Annotated in this window: 24 protein-coding genes; 10 read left to right on the forward strand and 14 right to left on the reverse strand. The window is 66.7% G+C overall.

All coding sequences use genetic code 11. The features are described 5' to 3' along the window. The first annotated feature begins 145 nt into the window (after window positions 1-145). Window positions 146-568 (forward strand): nucleoside-diphosphate kinase, encoded by a 423-nt coding sequence (gene ndk / locus PAM7066_RS13800; protein ID WP_085854812.1) that lies wholly within the window; start codon window positions 146-148, stop codon window positions 566-568. Between the two features lie 69 nt (window positions 569-637). Here the strand turns inward: ndk and PAM7066_RS13805 are convergent, their stop codons facing one another. Beyond that, entirely contained in the window at window positions 638-1,048 is a 411-nt protein-coding gene (locus PAM7066_RS13805) for a DUF4112 domain-containing protein (protein WP_085854813.1), read from the reverse strand. A 187-nt stretch (window positions 1,049-1,235) separates the two neighbouring features. Between PAM7066_RS13805 and PAM7066_RS13810 the strand changes: the two genes are divergently transcribed. Beyond that, on the forward strand, window positions 1,236-2,060 hold the full coding sequence (locus tag PAM7066_RS13810) for a manganese catalase family protein (protein WP_085854814.1): 825 nt from the start codon (window positions 1,236-1,238) through the stop codon (window positions 2,058-2,060). A 35-nt stretch (window positions 2,061-2,095) separates the two neighbouring features. Here PAM7066_RS13810 and ilvN read toward each other — a convergent pair whose 3' ends face one another. Both ilvN and PAM7066_RS13820 read right to left on the reverse strand, forming a co-directional pair. Next, the gene (gene ilvN / locus PAM7066_RS13815; protein ID WP_085854815.1) at window positions 2,096-2,653 is read right to left on the reverse strand and encodes an acetolactate synthase small subunit; all 558 of its coding nucleotides are present in this window, start codon (window positions 2,651-2,653) and stop codon (window positions 2,096-2,098) included. A 128-nt stretch (window positions 2,654-2,781) separates the two neighbouring features. Then, a complete protein-coding gene (locus tag PAM7066_RS13820; RefSeq protein WP_085854816.1) occupies window positions 2,782-4,536 on the reverse strand; it encodes an acetolactate synthase 3 large subunit in 1,755 nt (584 codons plus the stop codon). Between the two features lie 346 nt (window positions 4,537-4,882). Between PAM7066_RS13820 and PAM7066_RS13825 the strand changes: the two genes are divergently transcribed. The 5 genes from PAM7066_RS13825 (at window position 4,883) to PAM7066_RS13845 (ending at window position 11,396) form a co-directional block, all read left to right on the forward strand. After that, complete coding sequence (locus PAM7066_RS13825) at window positions 4,883-5,698, forward strand: YihY/virulence factor BrkB family protein (RefSeq protein ID WP_139838417.1); 816 nt, start codon at window positions 4,883-4,885, stop codon at window positions 5,696-5,698. A gap of 99 nt (window positions 5,699-5,797) precedes the next feature. Beyond that, complete coding sequence (locus PAM7066_RS13830) at window positions 5,798-6,874, forward strand: TRAP transporter substrate-binding protein (protein WP_085854818.1); 1,077 nt, start codon at window positions 5,798-5,800, stop codon at window positions 6,872-6,874. Window positions 6,875-6,988: 114 nt separating this feature from the next. Then, window positions 6,989-8,065, forward strand: coding sequence for a TRAP transporter substrate-binding protein (locus tag PAM7066_RS13835; RefSeq protein ID WP_085854819.1), 1,077 nt, complete (start codon window positions 6,989-6,991; stop codon window positions 8,063-8,065). 80 nt (window positions 8,066-8,145) lie between these two features. Beyond that, window positions 8,146-9,024 carry a TRAP transporter small permease subunit gene (locus PAM7066_RS13840; RefSeq protein ID WP_085854820.1) on the forward strand — a complete coding sequence of 293 codons (879 nt, stop codon included), beginning with the start codon at window positions 8,146-8,148 and terminating at the stop codon, window positions 9,022-9,024. 17 nt (window positions 9,025-9,041) lie between these two features. Next, on the forward strand, window positions 9,042-11,396 hold the full coding sequence (locus tag PAM7066_RS13845; protein ID WP_085854821.1) for a TRAP transporter large permease: 2,355 nt from the start codon (window positions 9,042-9,044) through the stop codon (window positions 11,394-11,396). A 45-nt stretch (window positions 11,397-11,441) separates the two neighbouring features. Here the strand turns inward: PAM7066_RS13845 and PAM7066_RS13850 are convergent, their stop codons facing one another. Then, entirely contained in the window at window positions 11,442-11,936 is a 495-nt protein-coding gene (locus PAM7066_RS13850) for a copper chaperone PCu(A)C (protein WP_085854822.1), read from the reverse strand. Between the two features lie 96 nt (window positions 11,937-12,032). On the opposite strand from PAM7066_RS13850, the gene PAM7066_RS13855 reads away from it, so the two are divergent. Further along, the gene (locus PAM7066_RS13855; protein WP_085854823.1) at window positions 12,033-12,839 is read left to right on the forward strand and encodes a TIGR00282 family metallophosphoesterase; all 807 of its coding nucleotides are present in this window, start codon (window positions 12,033-12,035) and stop codon (window positions 12,837-12,839) included. Between the two features lie 4 nt (window positions 12,840-12,843). Here the strand turns inward: PAM7066_RS13855 and PAM7066_RS13860 are convergent, their stop codons facing one another. The 3 genes from PAM7066_RS13860 to edd are packed head-to-tail and all read right to left on the reverse strand — an operon-like array spanning window position 12,844 to window position 15,750. Then, window positions 12,844-13,239, reverse strand: coding sequence for a VOC family protein (locus PAM7066_RS13860; protein WP_085854824.1), 396 nt, complete (start codon window positions 13,237-13,239; stop codon window positions 12,844-12,846). 9 nt (window positions 13,240-13,248) lie between these two features. Continuing rightward, window positions 13,249-13,893, reverse strand: coding sequence for a bifunctional 4-hydroxy-2-oxoglutarate aldolase/2-dehydro-3-deoxy-phosphogluconate aldolase (gene eda / locus PAM7066_RS13865; protein ID WP_085854825.1), 645 nt, complete (start codon window positions 13,891-13,893; stop codon window positions 13,249-13,251). A 51-nt stretch (window positions 13,894-13,944) separates the two neighbouring features. Then, on the reverse strand, window positions 13,945-15,750 hold the full coding sequence (edd, locus tag PAM7066_RS13870; RefSeq protein WP_085854826.1) for a phosphogluconate dehydratase: 1,806 nt from the start codon (window positions 15,748-15,750) through the stop codon (window positions 13,945-13,947). Window positions 15,751-15,862: 112 nt separating this feature from the next. Here edd and PAM7066_RS13875 point away from each other — a divergent pair, with 112 nt between their 5' ends. After that, window positions 15,863-17,050 carry an RSP_2647 family RNA methyltransferase gene (locus tag PAM7066_RS13875; RefSeq protein ID WP_085854827.1) on the forward strand — a complete coding sequence of 396 codons (1,188 nt, stop codon included), beginning with the start codon at window positions 15,863-15,865 and terminating at the stop codon, window positions 17,048-17,050. Beyond that, a complete protein-coding gene (locus PAM7066_RS13880; protein WP_085854828.1) occupies window positions 17,047-17,583 on the forward strand; it encodes an RSP_2648 family PIN domain-containing protein in 537 nt (178 codons plus the stop codon). Before PAM7066_RS13875 ends, PAM7066_RS13880 begins: the two co-directional genes overlap by 4 nt. Here PAM7066_RS13880 and PAM7066_RS13885 read toward each other — a convergent pair. The 7 genes from PAM7066_RS13885 to PAM7066_RS13915 all read right to left on the reverse strand — a co-directional run bounded on the left by PAM7066_RS13885 (window position 17,580) and on the right by PAM7066_RS13915 (window position 24,851). Beyond that, window positions 17,580-18,167, reverse strand: a complete 588-nt coding sequence (locus PAM7066_RS13885; protein ID WP_085854829.1) for a nitroreductase family protein — start codon at window positions 18,165-18,167, stop codon at window positions 17,580-17,582. The two genes, PAM7066_RS13880 and PAM7066_RS13885, sit on opposite strands and share 4 nt — an antisense overlap. Window positions 18,168-18,173: 6 nt before the next feature. Continuing rightward, on the reverse strand, window positions 18,174-19,127 hold the full coding sequence (locus PAM7066_RS13890; RefSeq protein WP_085854830.1) for an ABC transporter ATP-binding protein: 954 nt from the start codon (window positions 19,125-19,127) through the stop codon (window positions 18,174-18,176). Between the two features lie 34 nt (window positions 19,128-19,161). After that, a complete protein-coding gene (locus PAM7066_RS13895; protein ID WP_085854831.1) occupies window positions 19,162-20,142 on the reverse strand; it encodes an ABC transporter ATP-binding protein in 981 nt (326 codons plus the stop codon). Between the two features lies 1 nt (window position 20,143). Further along, the gene (locus PAM7066_RS13900; RefSeq protein ID WP_085854832.1) at window positions 20,144-21,061 is read right to left on the reverse strand and encodes an ABC transporter permease subunit; all 918 of its coding nucleotides are present in this window, start codon (window positions 21,059-21,061) and stop codon (window positions 20,144-20,146) included. A gap of 1 nt (window position 21,062) precedes the next feature. Then, window positions 21,063-22,070 carry an ABC transporter permease subunit gene (locus PAM7066_RS13905; protein ID WP_085854833.1) on the reverse strand — a complete coding sequence of 336 codons (1,008 nt, stop codon included), beginning with the start codon at window positions 22,068-22,070 and terminating at the stop codon, window positions 21,063-21,065. Beyond that, window positions 22,070-23,161 (reverse strand): M24 family metallopeptidase, encoded by a 1,092-nt coding sequence (locus PAM7066_RS13910; protein ID WP_085854834.1) that lies wholly within the window; start codon window positions 23,159-23,161, stop codon window positions 22,070-22,072. Before PAM7066_RS13910 ends, PAM7066_RS13905 begins: the two co-directional genes overlap by 1 nt. Window positions 23,162-23,273: 112 nt before the next feature. Next, window positions 23,274-24,851, reverse strand: coding sequence for an ABC transporter substrate-binding protein (locus tag PAM7066_RS13915; protein ID WP_085854835.1), 1,578 nt, complete (start codon window positions 24,849-24,851; stop codon window positions 23,274-23,276). Window positions 24,852-25,041 lie beyond the last annotated feature (190 nt).

The raw sequence follows: 25,041 nt of genomic DNA on the forward strand, positions 1-25,041 counted from the left end.
CACGGGGAAAAGCCGCTTCGGCCGTCCGCGCTCTTTTGGTGCACGCAACCGGGCAACAGTCGCTTTTCAGGGCAGGAGACGCATGGTAGCAGGGCGCCGAGATGTGCAGCCCGCACGGGGTGGGCTGCCAAGACATGAGGCACCCATGGCCACCGAACGCACCCTTTCGATCATCAAGCCCGACGCGACGCGCCGTAACCTGACCGGCAAGATCAACGCCAAGTTCGAGGATGCCGGCCTGCGCATCGTCGCGCAGAAGCGAATCCAGCTGACCAAGGCCCAGGCCGGCGAGTTCTACAAGGTCCACGCCGAGCGTCCCTTCTACGACGAACTGTGCGAGTTCATGGCGTCCGAGCCGGTCGTCGTGCAGGTTCTCGAAGGAGAAGGCGCGATCGCCAAGAACCGCGAAGTGATGGGCGCGACGAACCCCGCCGACGCCGATTCAGGCACGATTCGCGCCGAGTTCGCCGAGTCGGTTGGCGAGAACTCCGTCCACGGCTCGGACGCGCCCGAGACCGCGAAGGACGAAATCTCGTTCTTCTTCGCGGACCTCGAGATCGTCGGCTGAGCTGGCTTCAGCTTTGCCAAAGGGCGCGGCCGGGGGAAACCGGTCGCGCCCTTTTTCTTTGCGGTTGCCTCAGCTGCGGCGAACGGGCCGCGACTCGACCGTCTCGCCGCCGACAGGCCTTGCCGCGGCCGCGACGCGGGCTTCGACATGCTCGCGCAGGATCCCCACGTTCCGGCGGTTCGCCTTGAACCCGATGTCGAACACGTCACCCACCAGCGGGATCAAGCCGACGAGCGAGTCTATTCCGACATTCACGACCTGCCGGGCGACCTTCTCGGGCGGCAGGCCCATCCTGTGACTCTCTAGCACGATATAGGCCGCCGGGGCGACGGTCAGGGCGTCGCCGATGCCGGGGACGAGGCCGAGCAGACCGTCCCACCCGATCCGCCGTCCGATGATCGGAATGCGGAACGCCGTGTCCATGCGGCGCGAGAGGCGATCCAGTCGTTCGAGGCGGTTCAGGTCGGGATGCAATGTCATGTGCTGGAAACGGTGCCGCCTCGCCGCGGGTTCCGGAGCCGGATGCGCCTGCCAACGGAAGCCCGAGCCGTCTGCTCGTGTTGACGCCACGGGCGGGGAACCGTGGGGGACGAAGATAGTTGCCGGGTCAGCGCAGCCGCAGCGACTGCGTGTTCGACAGTTCGCAACAGTGCAGTAGGAAAATACGATGTTCCACCATTCCTCCAAGCTTCAGTACCAGGTCCGCGTCGACAAGCCGGATCCGGTTTTCGCGAAGTATCTCCAGCAGGCGATCGGCGGCATCGAGGGCGAGATTCGCGTCGCCATGCAGTATTTCTTTCAGGCCATGGGTGCCCGGGGTGACGCGAAATATCGCGACATGCTGATGATGACCGCCACCGAAGAGCTCAGCCATATCGAGTTCCTGGGCCACGCGGTCGCGCTGAATCTCGAAGGCGCGCCGGTCTCGGCGCAGGAAGAAGCGGCGAAGGACCCGATCGTCCACGCGATCATGGGCGGCGCCAACCCGCGCCACATCCTGTCATCCGGCCTGTCGGCGATGCCGGTCAACGCCAACGGCGTGCCCTTCGACATGAGCCATGTCTACGCCACCGGCAACCTGGCGGCTGACATGATGGCCAACGCGACGGCCGAATCCGGCGGGCGCGTGCTGGCCTCGCGCCTCTACAACATGACCGACGACGCGGGCATGAAGGACATGCTGTCCTTCCTGATCGCGCGCGACACGATGCACCAGCAGCAGTGGCTGGCGGTGATCGAAGAGCTCGGCGGGTGGGAAAAGCAGCTGCCGATCCCGAACTCGACACCCGAAGATCACGAGGCCACCGAGCACAGCTACTACTTCCTGAACACCTCGCTGGACGAGCCGACCCCCGAAGGCCGCTGGACCTCGGGTCCCTCGCTGGACGGCAAGGCCGAGTTCACGATCAAGAAGCAGCCCGAGCCGCAAGGCCAGAAGCCGGATCTGGGCAAGGCCAAGCCCGGCAGCGGTGCGCAGACCGAACAGGTCTGATCGCGACGGGGCCGGTCCGCCGGCCCCGTTCCGTCTCAGCCGCGGGCCAACGCGGCGATGCCGGTGCGGGCCATCTCGGTCAGGCCGAGCGGCCGCATGAGGTCGGCGAAAGCGTCGATCTTCTCGGACGAGCCCGTGATTTCGAACGTGAAGTTCTTCAGCGTGGAATCGACCACGCTCGCGCGGAAGATGTCCGCGAGGCGCAGCGCCTCGACCCGCTTCTCGCCATCCCCCGACACCTTGAACAGCGCCAGTTCCCGCTCGACGCTCGGGCCTTCGACGGTCAGGTCGTGGACCTCGTGAACCGGCACGATGCGCCCGAGTTGCGCCTTGATCTGCTCGATCACGGCCGGGGTCCCGGTGGTCACGATGGTGATGCGCGAGGTGTGGCCGGTATGGTCGATCTCGGCCACGGTCAGGCTTTCGATGTTGTAGCCGCGCCCCGAGAACAGGCCGATGACGCGCGCCAATACGCCGGCCTCGTTGTCTACGATCACGGCCAGCGTGTGCCTTTCGATCAGGTCGGCATTCGGATTCCGCAGGTCGTAGGCCGAGTGGCGGGACGATCCCTGTTCGATATTCAGCCGGTTCATCGGGTTGTCCCTCCTGGGTAGGTTGGGTTCATCGGGTGCTCGTTTGTTGGCGGCCGCCGGGACCGTCTTCATCCTGCCGGAAATACTCTGCGGGGGCGTGGGGGTGCAAAACCCCCACCTCCATCGGTTCAGACCAGGACGGCGCCGGTTCCGGTGATCTGCCCCTGCGTCTTTGCGTTCGGCAGCAGCATCGTGTTGTGCGCCTCGCCGCTCGGGATCATCGGGAAGCAGTTCTCGTGCTTCTCGACGAGGCAGTCGAAGATCACCGGGCCGTCGTAGTTCAGCATTTCCATGATCGCGTCATCCAGATCGGCAGGATCGCTGCACTTGATGCCCTTCGCGCCGAACGCCTCGGCCAGCTTCACGAAGTCCGGGAGCGCCTCGGACCAGCTTTGAGAGTATCGCTCGCCATGCAGAAGCTCCTGCCACTGGCGCACCATGCCCAGCCGCTCGTTGTTCAGGATGAACTGCTTCACGGGCATGCGGTACTGCACCATCGTGCCCATTTCCTGCATGTTCATCAGCCACGACGCCTCGCCTGCGACGTTGATGACGAGGCTGTCGGGATGCGCCATCTGCACGCCCATCGAGGCCGGCTGGCCGTAGCCCATCGTGCCGAGGCCGCCGCTTGTCATCCACCGGTTCGGCTCGTCGAAGCGCAGGTATTGCGCCGCCCACATCTGGTGCTGGCCGACCTCGGTGGTGATGTAGCGGTCCATCCCGCGCGTCAGCTCTTCGAGGCGCTTCAGCGCGTGCTGCGGCTTGATGACCTTCTCGGAGTTCTCGAAGCCCAGGCAGTCCACCGCGCGCCATTCGTCGATCTGGCGCCACCATTCGGCCAGCGCTTCCTTGTCGGTCTTGCGGCCCTGGCTCTTCCAGATGCGCAGCAGATCCTCGAGCACGTGGGCGACGTCGCCGATGATCGGCATGTCGACATGGATGACCTTGTTGATCGACGAGGGATCGATGTCGATATGGGCCTTCACGCTGTTGGGACTGAAATCGCCGGTGCGGCCGGTGATGCGGTCGTCGAAGCGGGCGCCGATGTTGATCATCAGGTCGCAGCCATGCATCGCGAGGTTGGCTTCGTAAAGGCCGTGCATCCCCAGCATCCCGAGCCACTTGTCGCCGCTGGCCGGATAGGCGCCGAGGCCCATCAGGGTCGAGGTGACGGGAAAGCCGGTTTCCTCCGCCAGCTCTCGCAGAAGCTGGCTGGCCACGGGGCCCGAGTTGATGACACCGCCGCCCGAGTAGATGATCGGGCGCTTGGCCGTCGCCATCGCCTCGGCCAACATGGTCAGGATCGCCGGGTCGCCCTTGAGGCGCGGCTGGTAACGGCTGACATCGGTCTTGCTCTTCTCGACATAGGCGCCGGCGGCGAACTGGACGTCCTTGGGGATGTCGACGAGCACCGGCCCCGGCCGCCCGCTGCGCGCGACGTGGAAGGCTTCGTGGAGGATGGGGGCAAGCCGGTCCGTGTCCCGGACCAGCCAGTTGTGCTTGGTGCAGGGCCGGGTGATGCCGATCGTGTCGGCCTCCTGGAACCCGTCGGTGCCGATCATGAAGGTCGGGACCTGGCCCGAGATGACCAGGATCGGGATCGAATCCATAAGCGCGTCGGTCAGGCCGGTGACCGCGTTCGTGGCACCCGGCCCGCTGGTGACGATGGCGACGCCGACCTTGCCGGTCGAGCGGGCATAGCCTTCGGCGGCGTGGACGGCGGCCTGTTCGTGCCGGACGAGGATGTGCTTGATCCCCTCCTGCAGGAAGATCTCGTCATAGATCGGAAGCACGGCGCCGCCCGGATATCCGAACACCACGTCCACGCCCTGATCCTTCAGGGCCTGCACTACCATCTGGGCGCCGGTGATGGGCTTGGTCATCGTGTTCTCTCCGTCTTGCGTCTTGCCCAAGAAAAAGCCCCCGAGGGTGAGGTCGGGGGCGCGTCGGAAGTCCTCTCCGGGGTGGATGTCACCCCGCGCGCCTGTCTCGCCATACTACTACGATAGGGTTCGCCATGATCGGTCTCCGAGGTCGTGAAGCGAGCGATAGTCCCCACATGCGGCACGGTCAACCGCCATTCGACACGTTTCGTATCACGAAAGGACGAACCGACGCAGCATTGTTGCTTGGGCACCCGCATCGGCAGGCATTTCCGCAAAGGACGGAACGCCCTGACGGTCGAACCGTTACGTGACGTCGGAATTGCAAGAAGAACGGGGGAACGCGGTGTTCGGAACGGCCAAGCGCGTCTGGGCAGAGATGGGACGGACCAAGCTCACGCTGATCGCGGCAGGTGTCGCGTTCTACGGTCTGCTCGGGCTTTTCCCTGGCATCGGTGCGCTGATGGCGATCGGGGGGATCGTCGCGGAACCGTCGCAGGTTGCCGAGACGCTGGGCTCGCTGGGCAGCGTGATGCCACAGGCCGCCGAAGAGATCATCATCGGCCAGGCACAAGAGGTCGCGAGTGGTCCGCCCGAGCAGCTGGGCCTCGTCGCGGTCGTGGGCCTTCTGCTGACGCTCTATTCTGCGTCCAAGGGGATGCAGGCGCTGATGGACGGGCTGAACCTGGTCAACGACCGCGAGGATGACCGCAGCCTCGTCAAATCGACGGCGATCAAGCTGGTGCTGACCTTCGGGATGCTGGTGGGGGTATTGCTGTGCGTGGCGGTCGCCGTGGTGGTGCCGGCGGTGCTTGCGTGGTTGCCCTTGGGGAGCAGTACCGAGCTTCTGGTCATCATCGCCCGATGGCCGGTCCTGCTGGTGATCGCCGGTGCGGGGATCGCGCTGACCTACCGCATCGCACCCTCGGGCGAGCATACGCCGTGGCGCTGGATCATTCCCGGTGCAGCGCTCGCCTGCGCCCTTTGGCTGGCCGGCACCGCGGGTTTCGCCGTCTACGTGCGGATGTTCGGGTCCTACCAGGAGACGTTCGGCGCGCTCGGCGGCGTGGTGATCCTGCTGATGTGGCTGTGGGTCTCGGCCACTGTGGTCCTGCTCGGGGCGCTCGTCAGCCGAGTCCTGCGCGAGGAAGGCGGAACCTAGGGCTTTTCCCCGCCGCCTTGGTATCCTACACCCGTTTGCGAAATCTTGTGTCCCGCAGCCCTTGCGCGGCACATCTTTGTTCACGAGGGAGGAGACTTCATGAAACGCCGGCAATTTCTGAGCAGCGCCGCGACCGGCGCCGCCGCAGCGGGCCTCGCCGCGCCCGCCTATGCGCAAGGCAACCGGACGCTGACGATGGTGACGAGCTGGGGCCGCGGCCTCGCAGGTGTCCACGACAGCGCGCAGTACATCGCCGACTCGATCACCGCCATGTCCGACGGTGAGCTCACGGTCGATCTGCGCGCGGCCGGCGAGCTCGTCGGCGCGTTCGAGAATTTCGACGCCGTGACCGCCGGACAGGCGGACATGTACCACGCCGCCGACTACTATTTCACCGGTCAGCACCCCGCCTTCGCGTTCTTCTCGACCGTGCCCTTCGGCATGACCGCGCAAGAGCTGAACAACTGGTACTACCACGGCAATGGGCAGGAGCTGCACCAGGAGCTTGGCGCGATCTTCGGGATCAAGCCTTTCCTCGTTGGCAACACGGGCCCGCAATCTGGCGGCTGGTTCAACCGCGAGATCACCGGCGTCGAGGATTTCCAGGGCCTGCGCTTCCGCATGCCGGGGCAGGGGGCCGAGGTGCTCGGCAAGCTTGGCGCGAGTGTCCAGAACCTGCCGGGTTCCGAGGTGTACCAGGCGCTGTCTTCGGGCGCGATCGACGGGACCGAGTGGATCGGACCCTGGGCCGACGAGGCCGCGGGCTTCCACGAGATCACCAAGTATTACTACACCGCCGGCTTCCACGAGCCGGGGCCGGGCCTGACGCTGGGCGTGAACCTGTCGGTCTTCGAAGAGCTGTCGCCGGCCCACCAGGCGATCATCGAGAAGGCCTCGGTGGCCGCCAACCTGTGGACGCTGACCCTGTTCATGAAGAACAATGCCGAGGCGCTGAACCGGCTGCGCCAACAGGGCGTCCAGATCCTGGAGTTCCCCGACGAGGTCTGGGAAGCGTTCGGAACCGCCAGCGAAGAGGTGTTGCAGCAGCACACGAACGATCCGCTCTATGCGAGCATCCTCGCAAGCTATCAGGAGTCCATGCGCGAGAACTCCGCCTGGATCGGCGAGACCGAGCGGGTCTACGCCCAGCAGCGCGACCGGATCCTCGGCTTGTAAGGCCCGCGGCCGGTCGCAAGATCGGTGCGGTCACGCGGATTTGCCTCGGGGGACGCTTGTGAGCGTCCCCCTCTCTCGACGATACTCGGCGCGCGGAGCACTGGGAGGACACTGATGGATCGTCGCTCGTTCCTGCGAAGTTCGGCACTTGTCGGGTCGGCTGCCGCTGGTCTGGCCGCGCCGGCCTACGCGCAGGACAAGCGAACCCTGACGATGGTGACCACCTGGGGCCGTGACCTGGTCGGCGTGCACGATTCCGCGCAGCACGTCGCCGACCGGATTACCGAGATGTCCGGCGGCAACCTGACCGTCGAGGTCGTGGCGGCGGGCGAGCGCTTCGATGCCTACGAGGTCTTCGACGCCGTCACCTCGGGCAGCGCCGACATGTATCACGGCGCCGACTACTATTTCACCGACAAGCACCCGGCCTACGCGTTCTTCACCGCCGTGCCCTTCGGCCTGACCGCGCAGGAAATGCTCAACTGGTACTATTTCGACGGCGGCATGGAACTCCATGACCAGCTGGGCGAGATCTTCGGCCTCAAGTCCTTTCTCGCGGGCAACACGGGCGCGCAGGCCGGTGGCTGGTTCCGGACCCCGATCGACAGCCCCGAGGGGTTCGACGGCCTGCGCTTCCGCATGCCGGGTCTGGGCGGCGAGGCGCTTGGAAGGTTGGGCGCGAACGTGCTGAGCATCCCGGGCGCCGGGGTATTCGAGGCCCTGTCATCGGGCGCCATCGACGGGACCGAGTGGATCGGCCCCTGGGCGGACGAGAAGGCCGGCTTCCACAAGATCGCAAAGCACTACTACACCTCCGGCTTTCACGAACCCGGCGCCGGCCTGTCGCTGGCCATGAACCGCGCGGTCTTCACCAGCCTGACGCCGGCGCAGCGCGCCATCGTCAAGTCGGCCGCGCTCGAGGCGCATCAGTGGACCCTGTCGCGGTTCCTGTCGCAGAACGGCGCGGCGCTGCAACGGCTGCGCGCGGCCGGGGTGCAGCTGAACGAATTCCCCCCGAGCGTCTGGGATGCCTTCGCTCGGGTCTCGACCGAGACGCTGGACCAGTATATGAGCGACCGCCTGTTCGCGGAGATCCGCAACTCGGTCACGGAATCGGTCCGCAAGTCGTCGGGCTGGATCCAGCGCTCGGAAGGCGCATACCGCACCCAGCGGGACCGCGTGTTCGGCTGAGCCGCGTCTGACAACCGTGTCCCCTGAGGCGGACGCACCACGAGACGCCCGGAACAACGGGCGCTGCAGGAGGGACAAGGGTGATCGACACCATCGTCTGGATCGTCACCAACATCGTGATGGCGCCGTGGAACCTGGTGCGGGCGCTGACCCAGCCGGGCGCGTGGCTGGACTGGTCGAACGGCGAGAGCCTCGTCCGGTTCATCTACTACGGCGGCTCGATCGAGTTCTTCTTCGTGGTGTTCACCGCGTTTCTCGTCTTCACCGCCGTGGGCCTGTGGTGGACGGGCCTGCTGTGGGGCGCGGTGCGGGTGCTGGAAAGCTTCGCCAACGGCGTGGGCCGGGTCGCCGCCTGGGCCGGGCTGCTGATGGTCCTGCAGCAGATCGTCATCGTCTTCGCACAACGGGTCTTCGCCTCGGCGCAGCTGGGCTTCGGCTTCGGCACGACCTTCAGCTTCGATGTCAGCTGGTGGTCCGAAGAGCTGAGGCTCTATAACGCGTTGGTCGTCGTGCTTTGCTGCGCCTACACCTTTGTGCAGCGTGGCCATGTGCGGGTGGACCTGCTCTACACCCCCGCCTCGTACCGCACCAAGAAGGTCATCGACATGGCCGGCGCGCTCTTCTTCATGATGCCGATGGGCGTGGTGATCTGGCTCTATGGCTGGTTCTTCATGTGGCGCCATCTGGTGACGCCCAAGGTCTCGGCCTCGGACCAGCTTGACCTGATGATGCGCAAGGCCTCGATCCTGCGCTGGAACGTCGAGACGGTCAGCTTCAGCCCCAACGGCTTCAACGGCTACTTCCTGTTCAAGGTGCTGCTGGTCATCTTCGCGGCCATGGTCCTGCTGCAGGCTGTCGCGGTCTTCTACCGCGCGTACCTCGAATGGCGCGAGGGTCCGGCCGCAGAGGGACGATACCTCGACCTCGACACCGCCGACGCTGCCGCGTCCGGCCACTGAGATTTGAGGGACATCTGATGCTCTTTGGTTTGGACGGGGTCGAGATCGGCCTCATCATCGTTTTCCTCTGCCTTTTCGGCGCAATCCTGTCGGGCTTTCCGGTCGCCTTCGCCATCGGAGGCGCCGCCATCGTCTCGTTCGGGATCCTCGCCATGCTGGATTCGGCCGGCATCCTGATCCACGAGGCGGTAGACACCGGCTCCCCGGCCTACCGCGCGCTGCTGAGCGAGGGGGTGCCGCCGCTCGACATCTCGCAGTTCCGCTATCCGGACCTGCCACGCATCGCCCAGCCGCTGTTCCAGGGCGGGTGGGAGCTTGCCCTCGACCGCAACATCTCGTTCATCGTGAACCGCATCAACGAGCGCGTCCTCGCCGGCGCCTCGATCGAGACGCTGCTGGCCGTCCTGATGTTCGTGCTCATGGGGATCACGCTGGAGCGCTCGCGGATCGCCAACGACCTGCTGACCACCATGGCGCGCGTCTTCGGGCCGCTGCCGGGCGGGCTGGCCGTGGCGGTCGTGGTGGTCGGCACGTTCCTCGCCGCCTCTACGGGGATCGTCGGGGCGACCGTCGTGACCATGGGCCTGCTGTCCCTGCCCACCATGCTGCGGAACAACTACTCGCCCGAACTTGCGACCGGCGTCATCGCGGCCAGCGGAACGCTCGGGCAGATCATCCCGCCGTCTATCGTGATCGTCCTGCTGGGCACCCTGGCCGGCGACATCTATTCGACTGCACAGGAAGCGCGCGCGCAGGCGGCCGGGTGCGGCGATGCGCTGACCTATCTGGGACAGGTTGCGGTCGTGTCGGTCGGAACGCTGTTCCAGGCGGCGCTGCTGCCGGGGATCTTCCTCGCGCTGCTCTACGGGCTCTATGCGTTCGGCTATGCCGTGCTGAACCCGTCGAAGGCGCCGCCGGTCATGGGCGACGGCGCGACGGGTGACTACATCACGCGCGGCGAGAAGCTGACCTGGTTCGCGGGCGTACCGGTGGCGCTGGTCGCTGCATTCTTCATCGCGGGCGCCGCTGGCTTGATGGGCTCGCAGACCATCGTGGTGGACGCCTACTCGACCCAGGGGCAGGTGGCGTCGCTCCGCACCAACGTCTCGCCGCAGTGCCAGGAGGCGATGATCGACCTGCACGGTCAGCGCGCCTGGGACCGCGCCGTGGTCGAGCAGCAGGCGATCGAAGAGTCCGGCGTCGCGCAGACCTCCACCCGCCTCACGGATGAAGAGCGCGCGGCCGAGCGTGTCCGCATGACCGGCGCGGCTGCCCCCATCGGCACGGGGATCGCGATATTCTTCCTGGGGGCGGCGCTGGTCCTGTCCTTCGCGCGCGGCATCGCGCCCGCGGACGAGCCCCGGCCCCTGGCGATCGGGGGCCTCGGGATCGTCCTGGGCCTGCTGGCCGACATCCTCTTCATCGGGCCGACCACGTCGCCCGGTGCGACGGTGCTGATCCTGCTCGCGCCGGGCCTTCTGGTCCTGTGGTCCCTGCGCGAAGCGGCTGTGCGGCTCGCCCGGAACGACCTTGTCCGCGTGGTCTTCCCGCCGCTCGTGCTGATCGTGGCGGTGCTGGGGTCGATCCTCGGGGGGATCACCAATCCGACGCCGGCCGCGGCGCTCGGGGCCGGGGGTGCGATCATGCTCGCGGCGTTCCGCAAGCTGAAAGAGGACGGCCGCTCGGGCCGGATCATCATCGGGTCGGCGCTCGCCATCATCGTGATGCTTCTGCTTGGAGTGAATTTCGACCTGCGCGTCGGCGTCGGCGAAACGAACTTCGCGCAGTGGGTGGCCTACCTGGTTGCGCAGGCCTGCTACCTCTTCGCGATCTTCGGGCTTCTGTACTCCTGCGTCGTGCTCTGGACCGGCGGCGTGCTGACACCGGTCGTGCGCGAGACGGCGAAGGTCACGAGCATGGTGTTCACCATCCTCATCGGCTCGCAGCTTCTGAACCTCGTCGTGATCTCCTTCGGCGGAGAGCACTACATCCAGGACTTCCTGCGCAGCTTCGACAGCGAGATGAAGGTGTTCCTCATCGTGATGCTGGTGCTGTTCGTGCTGGGCTTCGTGCTGGATTTCCTCGAGATCATCTACATCGTCATCCCAATCGTCGGTCCCGTGATCTACGGCGGCACGATGGATCCGAAATGGGTGACGATCATGATCGCGGTGAACCTGCAGACCTCGTTCCTGACGCCGCCCTTCGGCTTCGCGCTGTTCTACCTGCGCGGCGTCGCCCCGAAAGAGGTCACGACCGGCCACATCTACCGCGGCGTGGTCCCGTTCGTGCTGATCCAGATCCTGGGGCTGGCGATCCTGTGGTTCTTCCCGGCGATCGTGACGATCGTGCCGGACCTGTTCCCGAACTAAGTCGAGGTGGGCGGAGCCGGCGCGGGCCCCGCCGCATCGCGTGGATCAGTTGCCGTGATCGTTGTGATCCGTGTCCGAGCCGGACATGTCGCCGTGCCCGGCCGAGGCGGCCTGACCGGGGCGGCGCACGTCGAAGGTTGCGGGGATGCGAACCTCGTCGGTGAAGATCAGCGTCGCCTTCACATCGGTTCCGGGCACGAGCGGCCGTTCCAGTCCCATGAACATCACGTGCTTTCCGCCCCGCTCGAGCGTCAGGGTCTCGCCCGGGGCGAGGTCGAACCCCTCGGCGCGTGGCTCCATCCGCATCACGTCGCCATCCATGATGCTCTCGTGCAGTTCCGCCTTCGGGAACCCGGCCTCGATGCCGGTCAGGGTGTAGGCGGTATCGCTGTCGTTGATGATCGTCACATAGCCGGCAGCCGCCTTCGCGGTGGGCGAGGTCGCATAGATCACCGCATCCTCGACGATGATGGCAGGCAGGTGGCTTTCGGCCAGAGCGGGGGCGGCAAGGAACGACAGAACGAGGGCGGTGCGCAGCATGGAGTGTCTCCGTTTCAGATGCGCCGCAGATAGTCGCTGTGGTCGCGGCCCTCAATGGCGCTTGTCGCCGCGGGAGGGCGGGCCTAGGGAGGGGGCATGAAATTACTGTTCCTCGGCGACGTGATGGGGCGCGCGGGCCGCGCCGCCATCGAAAGCAACCTTCCTGCCCTCAAGGACGAACTCGGCGTCGAATTCTGCGTGGTCAACGGCGAGAACGCGACGAACGGCGCGGGGCTTTCGGCCGATCATGCGAAGCTGCTGCTTGAGGCAGGCGCCGACGCGCTGACGCTGGGCGACCATGCCTTCGACCAGAAGGACATGCTGCAATTCTGCGAAGCCGAACCACGGATCGTCCGGCCGCTGAATTTCTCCAAATCCGCGCCGGGCCGCGGCGCGCGGGTGTTCGAGACGGCGCGGGGCCGCCGGGTGCTGGTGGCGCAGGTGCTGGGTCAGGTCTTCATGAAGCGGCCCTTCGACGATCCGTTCTCGGCGATCGAGCCGGTGCTGAAGAACGCGGCTCTGGGGGCCTCGGTTCAGGCCACGCTGGTCGACATGCATTGCGAGGCGACGTCCGAGAAGATGGCCATGGGCCACTACTGCGACGGCAAGGCCAGCGTCGTGGTCGGAACGCACACCCATGTTCCGACGGCCGACGCGATGATCCTGCCGGGCGGAACTGCGTATCAGAGCGACGCCGGCATGTGCGGCGACTACGACAGCGTCATCGGGATGCAGAAGGAAGAGCCGCTGCGCCGATTCATCACGGGCATGCCGAAAAGCCGGTTCGAGCCTGCGAAGGGCGAGGCGACCTTGTCGGGCCTGCTGGTCGAGACCGACGATGCCACGGGCAAGGCGGTCTCGGTGCAGATGATCCGGCGCGGCGGGCGGTTGTCGCCCGCCTGACGGCTCAGCCGAAGCGGCCCGAGCGTTCCAGAACCTCGATCTGGTAGCCGTCGGGATCGGCCACGAAGAAGAACCGTGCGATCTTCTCTCCTCCGGGCGCGAACTCGATGATCGCGCGCGGCTCGAAGCCCTCGGATGTGAGCCGGGAGTGTTCGGCATCGAGGTCGGTGACCGACACGGCAAGGTGGCCGTAGCCGTCGCCCAGATCGTAGGGCTCGGTCCGGGACTTGTTGATGGTCAGCTCCAGCTCGAACGCGGTTTCGGCGTTCGACAGGTAGACCAGCGTGAAATCGTCGAAATCCAGCCGGTTGGCGAGGGTCAGGCCGAACGCCGTCTCGTAGAAGGCGCGCGAGCGATCTTCGTGGAGGACGCGGATCATGCTGTGGATCATCTGTGCCATGGTGTCCTCTCAGCTGGCGTTCAGCGCCGACGCTTCGAGCGCCAACTCGGTGATCCCGTCCCAGTCGCCGGAGGTCACCTTCTCCGGCGGCGCGACCCACGAGCCGCCGACGCAGAGCGTGTTCGACAGCCTCAGATAATCGCGCGCGTTCTCGAGGCTGACTCCGCCGGTCGGGCAGAACATGATCTGCGGAAGGGGCGCGCCGATCGCCTTCAGGGCCTTGGCGCCGCCGTTGGCCTCGGCCGGGAAGAACTTGGCGACCGTGTAGCCGCGATCCAGGAGGCGCATCGCCTCGCCGGCGGTGGCGATGCCGGGCAGCATGGGCAGGCCGGCCTCTTCGGCGGCGTCGAGCAGGCGGTCCGTGACACCCGGCGAGACGCCGAAGGTCGCGCCGGCGTCGATCGCCTTGTGCACATCCTCGGGGGTCAGCAGGGTGCCCGCGCCGACGATCCCGCCTTCGACCTGCGACATCTCGCGGATCACGTCGAGCGCGGCGGGCGTGCGCAACGTCACCTCGAGCGCGGGCAGGCCACCGGCCACGAGCGCCTGGGCCAGCGGGCGGCCATGGGCGGCGTCATGCACGACGAGCACGGGGATCACGGGGGCGCGGCGGCAGAGCGCCTCGGTCTTCTTGCTGGCCTCGGCGGGGGTCATGTCGTCTCCTTCGACTGTTGCGCCATGCGTACCGGGTGGAGGGCGAGGTGGCTAGACCACCACGCCCGCGCCCGTGCTGGCGAGGCCCACATTCTGGCGGAACACCTCGAACAGTTCGCGCCCGACGCCGTGGGAATTGTCGGTCAGGTCGCGGGTGGCGGCCTCGCGGGTGGACAGGTCCACGCCTTGTACGTCGATGGTTCCGGCCTGGGCGTTGACGCGGATAACGTCGCCGTCACGCAGCTTGGCGATCGGGCCTCCGTGATGCGCCTCGGGCGAGAGGTGGATGGCGGCGGGCACCTTGCCCGACGCGCCCGACATCCGCCCGTCGGTCACAAGCGCAACCTTCAGCCCCCGGTCCTGTAGCACCGCGAGCGTGGGGGTCAGCGAGTGCAGCTCGGGCATCCCGTTGGCCGAGGGGCCCTGGAAGCGCACCACGACCACGGTGTCCTCTGTGAACTCGCCGCGCTTGAAGGCGTCCTTGACGCTCTCCTGATCCTCGAAGATGCGGCAGGGCGCCTCGATGACTTGGTACTCTTCCTTCACGGCTGAAATCTTCATGGCGGCCCGGCCCAAGTTGCCCTGCAGGTCCGCCATGCCACCGGTCTTCTGGAACGGGTCCGAGACGGGGCGCAGGATCTTGTCGTTCTGGGTGATGCGCGCGGCATCTTCCCAGACCAGAGAATCGTCCTTCAGCTTCGGCTCTTTCGTGTAGTCCTTCAGGCCGTCGCCCATGACGGTCACCGTGTCGTCATGCAGAAGACCGGCGTCCAGAAGCTCACCGATCATGTAGGTCAGGCCCCCGGCGGCGTGGAAGTGGTTCACGTCCGCAAGACCGTTGGGATAGACCTTCGCCATCAGCGGCGTCGCGCTTGAGATGTCCGCGAAATCCTCGAGGTCCAGCGTGATCCCTGCCGCGCGCGCCATGGCAGGCAGGTGGATCAGCAGGTTCGTCGAGCCTCCCGTGGCCATGAGGCCGACGATGCCGTTCACGAAGGCCTTCTCGTCCAGCACCTGTGCGGCGGGACGGTAGTCGTTCCCGAGGTTGGTGATCTCGGTCGCCCGCTCGACGCCCGCGATCGTCAGGGCGTCGCGCAGCGGCGTGTTCGGGTTCACGAAGGACGAGCCCGGCAGGTGGAGGCCCATGAACTCCATCAGCATCTGGTTCGAGTTCGCCGTGCCGTAGAATGTGCAGGTGCCGGGGCCGTGATAACTGGCCATCTCGGCCTTCATCAGCTCGTCGCGGCCGATCTCTCCGGCGGCGAATTTCTGGCGAATCTTCGACTTTTCGTCGTTCGGCAGGCCGGAGGTCATCGGCCCCGCCGGCAGGAACACCGCCGGGATGTAGCCGAAGGTCGCCGCGCCGATGACGAGGCCCGGCACGATCTTGTCGCAGACGCCGAGGTAAAGGGCCGCGTCGAACGTGTTGTGGCTGAGCGCCACGCCAGTCGCCAGTGCGATCACGTCGCGCGAGAACAGCGACAGCTCCATCCCGATCTGGCCCTGGGTGACGCCGTCGCACATGGCCGGCACGCCGCCGGCGACCTGCGCGGTGGCGCCGACCTTCTTGGTGGCGGCGCGGATCAGGTCGGGGAACCGCTCGTAGGGCTGGTGCGCCGAGAGCATGTCGTTATAGGCAGAGACGATCCCGATATTCGGCTGACGCCCGGTCGCAAGGTGCTCCTGCTCGTCGCCCATGGCGGCATAGGCGTGGGCCTGGTTGCCGCAGCTGAGATGCGCGCGCTTGGGGCCTTCGTCGGCGGCCCGGGCCATGCGGTCGAGGTAGGTCTCGCGCTGCGGCTTCGAGCGTTCGACGATGCGCTCGGTGACGCGGGCGATGGTGTCGTTCAGTGGCATGGGATCGCTCCCCGGCTGAGTGGGTTCGTTCGCCGCGTAACATAGGGTCGTTAGCGTTACCAGCCAATGGCCGGCGCTTTTCTTGTCGCACGCGAAGGCGTATGCGCGAGGCATGAACGATCGCCCCTCAATCCGCCTTCTTCCCAAGTCCAAGCCGCAGGCGATCCGCCACGGCTTCCCATGGGTCTATTTCAACGAGTTGGTCATGGACCGGCGCACCAAGGGAATCGAGCCGGGCTCGCTCGCGGTGCTCGAGGATGCCGACCGTCAGCCGATGGGGCTGGTCGCGGTCAACCCGGCCTCCAAGATTACCGGCCGGATGCTGGACGGCGACCCCGAGGCGCAGATCGACGCGGCGTGGTTCGAGGCGCGGCTTGCGCGGGCGCTGGCGCATCGCGAGCGGCTCTACGACGCGCCGTTCTACCGGCTGGTCCATGCCGAGGCGGACGGGCTGCCGGGCGTCGTGATCGACCGGTTCGGCGACGCGGCGGTGATCCAGCCGAATGCCGCCTGGGCCGAAACGCGGCTCGACCTGCTGGTCGAGGCGCTGGTGGCCGTGACGGGCGTGACCACCGTGGTCAAGAGTGCTGCCGGTCGGACGCGGTCGCTGGAAGGGTTGGACGACGCGGATGCGGTGCTTCGGGGTGACGCGACCGGCCCGATCCCCGTTCCGATGAACGGGGCCACCTACATGGCCGACCTGACTGGCGGCCAGAAGACCGGCCTATTCTACGACCAGCGCGACAACCACGCCGCCGTGGCGCGCCTTTCGCGCGGCGCGCGGGTGCTCGACATGTTCTCGCATGTGGGGGGCTTCGCGCTTGCCGCACTCGCGAATGGCGCGACGCATGCGGTTGCCGTGGACGGGTCGGCCGCGGCGCTGGACCTCGCGCAGGCTGGCGCCGAGGCGAGCGGCACCGCCGACCGGTTCGAGACGCGGCAGGGCGACGCCTTCGACACGCTGGAGGCCCTCGCGGCCGAGGGCGCCGTGTTCGACGTGGTGGTCTGCGATCCCCCGGCCTTCGCCCCCGCCAAGGCCGCGCGCGAGGCCGGGCTGCGGGCCTACGAGCGCATCGCGCGCCTGGCCGCACCGCTGGTGGCCGAGGGCGGTTACCTCACGCTCTGCTCCTGTTCGCACGCCGCCGACCTGTCCTCCTTCCGCAACGCGAGCGCGCGGGGCATCGGCAAGGGCGGACGGCGCGGACAGATCGTGCGGACGGGCTTCGCCGCGCCGGACCACCCGCTTCTGCCGCAACTGGCGGAGTCGGGCTACCTCAAGGCGCTGACGTTTCGCCTGTGAAGGTCTTCCTCGACGCCTGCGTCCTCTATCCCACGGTCCTGCGCGAGATCCTGATCGGCGTCGCGGGCCGGGGGCTCTACCAGCCGCTCTGGAGCCCCCGCGTGCTTGAGGAATGGGCGCGCGCCGCCGCGCGGCTGGGGCCCGAGGGAGAGCAGATCGCGCGAGCCGAGGTCGCTCTGCTTCGCGACACTTGGCCCGGGGCCGAGGTTCAACCGCGCGCGGGCGACCTGTCGCGGCTGCACCTGCCGGATGCGAACGACGTCCACGTCCTTGCCGGCGCGATCGCCGGGGGCGCCGACCTACTGTGCACCTTCAACGCCAAGGACTTCCCGCGTCATACGCTGGCTGCCGAAGGGGTGGAACGTGTCGATCCCGATCAGCTGCTCGCCCGTCTCATGCCGTCAGACGACATTGCAGAAGTGGTTGCGGCGGTGCACGCCACCGCCGAGCGACTGTCGGGCGAGGGGATGCCCCTCCGCGCCCTCTTGAAGCGTGCGCGGCTGCCGAAGCTGGGCAAGGCGCTGACCCGCTAGGGATCAGCGGGAAAACGGCCTTCGAACGCGGTCTCGTCGAGGGGGCGGCGGTCGCTCGGCACCTCGCGGGCGCGCAGTTCCTCGGACAAAGCTTCGGCCGGTCCACGGCGTCCGATGGCGACTGCCGTGTGGATGGCGAAGCTGTCGGGTACGTGAAGCGCCGAGCGCGCGCCGTCCTTGTCGATCCCGGCCATGAAATGCGTGCTCCAGCCTCGCATGTGGGCCTGCAGCGCAAGAAATCCCGAGGTGATGCCTGCATCGTAGGCATGCGTCGCCGAGGGTGCCGAGGTGCCGTCCGACTTCACCCGCTCGGTCGCCGAAACGATGAAGACCAGTGCCGCGGCGCGATCCGCCCAGCGACGGTTCCCGGGAAGGAGGAGCGGCAGGAACTGCTTCCACTGCTCGGTCCCTCGGCGCGCCCAGATGAAGCGCCACGGCTGGATGTTCGACGATGACGGCGCCCACCTGGCCGCTTCGAGAAGCGTCAGAAGCTCGGCCTCGGGGATCTCGTCATCGGTGAACGAGCGCGGCGACTGCCGGTCGAGGAAGATTCGGTCGATTGGGTGGTCCGAGGAGCGGGGCATCGCGCTTCAGTTCTCGGGGAAGAAGCAGGCGGCGGGATGCGGGGTGCCGGTGAGCTGCGGGCGCTCGGCGCGGCACTTCTCCTCGGTCTTCCAGCAGCGGGGCGCAAAGGGGCAGCCAGGTGGCACGGCGAGCGGCGAGGGCAACTCGCCCACCAGCTTGATCCGCTCACGCCGGTTCGCCGGATCGGCCGAGGGCGTCGCCGAAATCAGCGCCTTGGTGTAGGGGTGGCGGGGTGCCTCGAAGATCTCGTCCTTCGGCCCGAACTCCACCGGACGTCCGAGATACATGACCAGGATGTCGTCGGCAACGTGGCGCACCACCGAAAGGTCGTGCGAGATGAACAGGTAGGCGAGGTTCATCCGCTCCTGCAGGTCGTTCAGCAGGTTCAGGATCTGGCTCTGGATCGACAGGTCGAGGGCCGAGACGGGTTCGTCCAGCACCAACAGCTTCGGTTCCAGCATCAGCGCGCGGGCGACCGCGATCCGCTGGCGTTGCCCGCCCGAGAACATGTGCGGGAAGCGGTCGTAATGCTCCTCGCGCAGGCCCACGAGGCGCATCATCTCGCGCCCCTTCTCGTGCCGCTCCTTCGCGGACATCTTCGGGCGGTTGATCTTCAGAGGCTCCTCGAGGATCGCGCCGACCTTCTGGCGCAGGTTCAGCGAGCCGTACGGGTCTTGGAACACGATCTGGATGTCGCTGCGCAGCTCGCGCCAGCGGTCCTTCGTGACCTCCTTCCCGTCGAGGTAGAAGCTGCCCGACGTCGGCTCTTCGATCATGGTGACGAGGCGCGCGAGGGTGGACTTGCCGCAACCGGACTCGCCCACCACGGCAAGGGTGCGGCCGGCCTCGACGCTGAACGACGTCTCGGCCACGGCGCGGACGATGCCGGGTTTCGAGAACAGCCCGCCGCCGACCTCGTAGTCGCGGCCGAGATCCCGGGCTTCGATGATCGCGGTCATGGGGTGGCTCCGTAGCTCGTCGCGTAAGGGGTGGTCATTGCGCCTGTGCCTCGGCCGGTGCGTTCAGCGGGTAATGGCAGAGCGCGCGGCCAAGGGCGTCGGGCTGGACCGGCGGCTCGATCGCGCGGCAGCGATCGTCCGCGAATTGGCAGCGCGGGCTGAACAGGCAGCCCACCGGTCGGTCGTGCTGGCCCGGAACGACGCCGGGGATCGTGGGGAGGTGCTTTTCCGTCGCACGCTCGGGCAGGGCGGCGAGCAGGGCGGCAGTATAGGGGTGGTGCGGGGTCGCGAAGAGGTCGGTGACGGTCTGGTCCTCGACCTTTTGGCCGGCATATTGGACGGCGACCCGCTCGGCCGTTTCGGCCACCACGCCCATGTCGTGGGTGATGAGGATCAGCCCCATCCCGGTTTCTTTCTGGAGCCCGGTCAGCAGGTCGAGGATCTGCGCCTGGATCGTCACGTCGAGCGCCGTCGTCGGCTCGTCCGCGATCAGAAGCCGCGGTTTGCAGGCGATCGCCATGGCGATCATCACGCGCTGGTTCATGCCCCCCGAAAGCTGGTGCGGATAGGCCTTGAGCCGTTGTTCGGGGGACGGGATGCCGACCATCTCGAACAGTTCGACGCAGCGGGCGTGGCGCTGCTTGCGGTCCATGCTGGTGTGCTTGCGCAGCGCCTCGCGGATCTGGAAGCCGACGCTGAAGCAGGGGTTCAGCGACGACATCGGCTCTTGGAAGATCATCGCGAGGTCGTTGCCGATGAGGCGACGGCGCGCCTTGCCCGACAGGGTGCGCAGGTCCTGACCGTCGAAGCTCATCTCGTCGGCGGTGACGGTGGCGGTCCAGGGCAGAAGGCCCATCGTCGCCAGCATCGAGACGGACTTGCCCGAGCCGGACTCGCCCACGATGGCGAGGATCTGGCCCTTGTCCACGTCGACATCGACCTTGTCCACGGCGCGGAACGGGCCGGTGGAGGTCGCGAAGGTGACCGACAGGTTGCGGATTTTCAGCAGGCTCATGTCAGCTCCTCTTCAGCTTGGGGTCGAGCGCGTCGCGCAGCCCGTCGCCCATGAGGTTGATGGCAAGAACCGTGACCAGAATTGCGATGCCCGGAAAGGTCACGACCCACCACGCGCGCAGCACGAACTCGCGCGCGTCGGCCAACATGGTGCCCCATTCCGGCGTGGGCGGCTGCGCCCCCATCCCGAGGAAGCCCAGGGCGGCCGCGTCGAGGATCGCGGTCGAGAAGGACAGCGCGGCCTGCACGATGATCGGCGCAAGGCAATTCGGCAGCACCGTGATGAACATCTGCCTGAGCTGACCGGCCCCGGCGACGCGCGACGCGGTGACGTAGTCCTTGCCCCGCTCGGACAGCACGCTCGCGCGGGTCAGGCGGACGTAGTGGGGTTGCAGTACGAGGGCGATCGCGATCATCGCGTTCAGAAGCGACGGGCCCAGAACGGCCACCAGCACAAGCGCCAGCAGAAGCGAGGGGAACGCCAGGATGATGTCCATCAGGCGCATGATCAGCGTGTCGAGCCATTTCGGCGCGAAGCCGGCAATCAGCCCGATGATGATCCCGCCGGACGCCGCAACCACGACGACCACGATGCCGACGAAGAACGAGAAGCGCGCTCCGTGGATCAACCGGCTGAGCATGTCGCGACCGAGCGCGTCGGTCCCAAGGGGGAAGGCCCAGGCGCCGCCATCCTGCCAGACGGGCGGTTGCAGCGCATAGTCTCGGAATTGGGCCGACGGATCGTAGGGCGCGATCAGCGGCGCAAAGACCGCGACGAACAGGAAGGCCAGGAAGACCCACAAGCCGATCACGGCACCTCGGTTCTCGGAGAACGAGTTCCAGAAGGTGCGGAAGCGGGTCGGCCGGGTGCCCCCATCGCGCAGGACGTTGCGGCCGGTCTGTGCAGAGGTGTCGGCCATCTCAGCGACTCCGGATTTTCGGGTTGATGAGGCCGTAGGTCAGATCGACCAGCAGGTTCACGATCATCACGATCACGGCGATCATCAGAAGGCCGCCCTGGACGACCGGATAATCACGGCGGAAGATGGAATCGACCATCCACTTGCCGATGCCGGGCCAGGAAAAGATCGTCTCGGTCAGGATCGCGCCCGCAAGCAGCGTGCCGACGGACAGGCCGATCACCGTGATGACGGGGATCATCGCGTTCCTGAGCGCGTGGACGCCGTTCACCCGCTCGGGCGAAAGGCCCTTGGCGCGGGCGGTACGGATGTAATCCTCGGACAGCACCTCGAGCATGGCCGACCGCGTCTGGCGCGCGATAACGGCCAGCGGGATCGTCGCCAGCACGATGGACGGCAGGATCAGGTGCGACACGGCCGAGCGGAACGCGCCGGATTGCCCCGACAGCAGCGAGTCGATCAGCATGAAGCCGGTCGTGTCCTCGAAGAAGTAGAGCAACCCGATCCGCCCCGAGACCGGGGTCCAGCCGAGATTGCCCGAGAACACGATGATCAGCAGCAATGCCCACCAGAAGATCGGCATGGAGTACCCGATCAGCGCGGTGGACATGAAGAACCGGTCGAGGAACTTTCCCCGGTAGACCGCCGCGATCACGCCTGCGGGCAGACCCAGGCAGGTGGCGATGATGATGGCGCAGATCGACAGTTCCAGCGTTGCGGGGAAGAGCGAGAAGAACTCGTCCCATACGGGGCGGTTGGTCACGAAGCTGTTGCCGAGGTCGCCCTGCAGGATTCCTGTGAAGTAGTCCCAGAACTGCTTCCAGATCGGTTGGTCGAAACCGTATTGCGCGCGCAGTGCCTCGTAGCGCTCCTGGCTCATGCCGCGCTCGCCGGCCATGACGATGATCGGATCGCCCGGCAGCACGCGGATGAACGCGAACGAAATCAGCGTCACCCCGAAGAAGGTCGGGATGAAGGTGCCGAGGCGCGAGAGGAAGAATTTCAGCATCAGATCACCGTCAGCTCGGTCGGGAAAGTCGTCAGCGAGCGGGAGCCGTCATCGGTCACGAGGATGTCGTCCTCGATCCTGACGCCGAACGCCCCCAGCTTGTAAAGCCCGGGCTCATTGGTGAAGACGGTCCCGGTGTCAAGGGCGGCGTGGTTCCCGCGCATGATCCAGGGAGCCTCGTGAACGTCACGTCCCAGCCCGTGGCCGGTCTTGGTCCGGATGCGGTCGGCGTAGGGAGAGGCCTCCAGAACCGAGGCCACGGCGTCGTCGATCTGATGCGCCGTGACGCCGGGTTTCGTGACGGCGTGGCCCGCGCGATTGGCGGCAAGAACCGTCTCGTAGACCTCGCGCGCTTCGGCCGAGGGCTCGCCGACGAACACCGTGCGGGTGATGTCGGCGCACATGCCGCCGGCGCGGGCGCCGAAGTCCAGAAGCAGCGCGTCGCCGGGACGGATCGCGTAGTCCGGGCGGGCATGGGCATGGGGGCGGGCGGAGTTGTCGCCGGCCGCGACGATGGGCGGAAAGGCCAACCCCTCGGCACCGGCTGCGAAAAGCGCGCCCAGAAGGCGGCTTTCGACCTGCGTCTCGGTGTCGCCGACGCGCACGGTGGCGAGGGTTTCGCGCAGGGCGGTCTCGCTGATCTCGATCGCCTGCTCCAGCGCTGCGATCTCTTGTCGCGTCTTGCACAGGCGCAAGCCGCTGATCGCTGCCTCGTGGTCGCGGATGTCGAGCGTCCCGTAGGTCGCGCGCAACGCGTCGTGGACGAACACGCGCATGACCTGGCCCTCGACGGCGACGCTTTGCAACGGCAGGTCGCGGGCCAGAGCGTCGAAAGCGGGGCCGTAGCCGGTCTGGTCGCGCCAGTCGAAGACCTTCCCCGGGACGCCGAGAGGCTCCCACGAGCCGAGCTCGAGTTCGGGGACGATCGCGGCAGGGGCACCCTCGGCAGGGATCACGAGGACGAGGGGGCGTTCGCTCGTGTGGAATTCAAACCCCACGAGACGCGCGAGATTGGGGCCGGGCACAAGGGCCACGGCATCGACCTGCAGCCGGCGGGCGAGGTCGCGGAATTCGGAATAACGGTCGGTCATGCAGAGGGGGCCTTGGGTTAAAAGGCGGCGGGGCGACTGACCCTCCGGTCGGTCCCCCGCAAATGCGACAGGGCGCGCGAAAGCCGCGCGCCCTGCCTCGTCGATCGGTCGATCAGCCGTCGGGGTTCAGCGTGACGGTGTCGAACAGGTGGCCGCCCAGCGGGTGGACGATGTAGCCTTCGACCTCGGACCGGACCGGCATGAAGGTCGTCGAGTGGGCGATGGTGGCCCACGGCGCCTGCTCCTTGAAAACGACCTGCGCCTCTTCATAAAGCTTCGCGCGCTCGGACTGGTCCGAAAGCGTCTTGGCTTCCTGCACCAGCTGGTCGAACTCTTCGTTGCACCACTGGGCACGGTTCGCACCGCCGACGCCGTCGCAGCCCAGAAGCACGGCCAGGAAGTTGTCCGGATCACCGTTGTCGCCCGTCCAGCCCAGAAGCACCGCACCGTCGCGGTCCACGGCCGACGACCGCTCGAGATACTCGCCCCACTCGTAGGACACGATCTCGACGTCGACGCCGATCTCGGAGAAGTCTTCCTGGATCAGCTCGGCCATCCGGCGGGCGTTGGGGTTGTAGGGACGCTGGACCGGCATCGCCCAGATCTTCATCGACAGGTCCTCGACGCCGGCCTCTTCCAGCATCTGGCGCGCGGCTTCGGGGTCGTAGGGGTCATCCTCGACGGCGTCATTATAGGACCACATGGTGGGCGGGATCGGGTTCTTGGCCGCTTCGCCCTGTCCCGCGAAGATCACGTCGAGGATCGCCTGCTTGTCGATCGCCATGTTCAACGCCTTGCGGACCTGCGGGTCGTCGAAGGGCTCCTGCGTGGTGTTGTAGGCGAGGTAGCCGACGTTCAGCCCTTCCTGGTCCAGAAGCTCCAGGTCGGTATTCGCGCGGATCGCCTCGATATCGGCCGGGTTCGGGTAGGGCATGACGTGGCACTCGCCGGCCTGCAGGCGCTGCAGGCGGACCGAGGCGTCGGGCGTGATGGCGAAGACGAGGTTGTCGAGCTTGGGCTCGTTGTCCTTCCAGTAGTTCTGGTTCTTCGAGTAGCGGATCACGGCGTCCGTCTGGTAATCCTCGAAGACGAACGGCCCGGTGCCGATGGGGCGCTGGTTGATCATCTCGGGCGTGCCGGCCTCGGCCATGGCGTCGGCGTATTCCTTCGACACGATCGAGGCGAAATCCATCGCCATATTGGCGATGAAGGGGGCCTCGGCGCGGGTCAGGTTGAAGCGGACCGTCAGGTCGTCGACCTTCTCGACCGAGTCGATCAGGTCGGGCATCGACATGGAGTTGTAATACTCCCACGAGCCGTCGCCTTCCTGGCGCTCGAAGCTGTAGATCACGTCGTCGGCGTTCATCTCGCGCGTGGGGGTGAACAGGTCGTTCGAGTGGAACTGCACCCCGGGGCGCAGCTTGAACGTCACCTGCGTGCCGTCTTCGCTGACCTCGTAGGATTCGGCGAGGCCGGGGACGGTGTTGGTGGTGCCGGTCTCGAACTCGACGAGCTGGTTGTAGACGGTGTGGCTCGAGGCGTCGAACGTCGTGCCGGCAGTGTAGAGGGCCGGGTCGAAGCCCTCGGGGCTGCCTTCCGAGCAATAGACCAGCGTCTGGTCCTGGGCATACGCGGCGCCGGCAGCGCAGAGCGCGAGCGCCGAGACGGCGAGCGTGTGGCGAAATTTCATTGGAGTGACTCCCTGATGTTGTGGACGCCGGGTCTTTCGCCCGACGGTCATGTGCCGACCTTGGCAAGTGCAGAGGCGATGGTCCAGCCCTTCCAAGCAGGTGGTTTTCCGGTTGCCGAAACGTCAGCTTGGCCCACAGCGCAGATTGACGAACCTGATTAAAACGGTAGGATTCGACTCAGCGAAAGCG

It is taken from the genome of Palleronia marisminoris, from assembly GCF_900172315.1.
In the GTDB taxonomy this organism is placed as follows: Bacteria; Pseudomonadota; Alphaproteobacteria; order Rhodobacterales; family Rhodobacteraceae; genus Palleronia; species Palleronia marisminoris.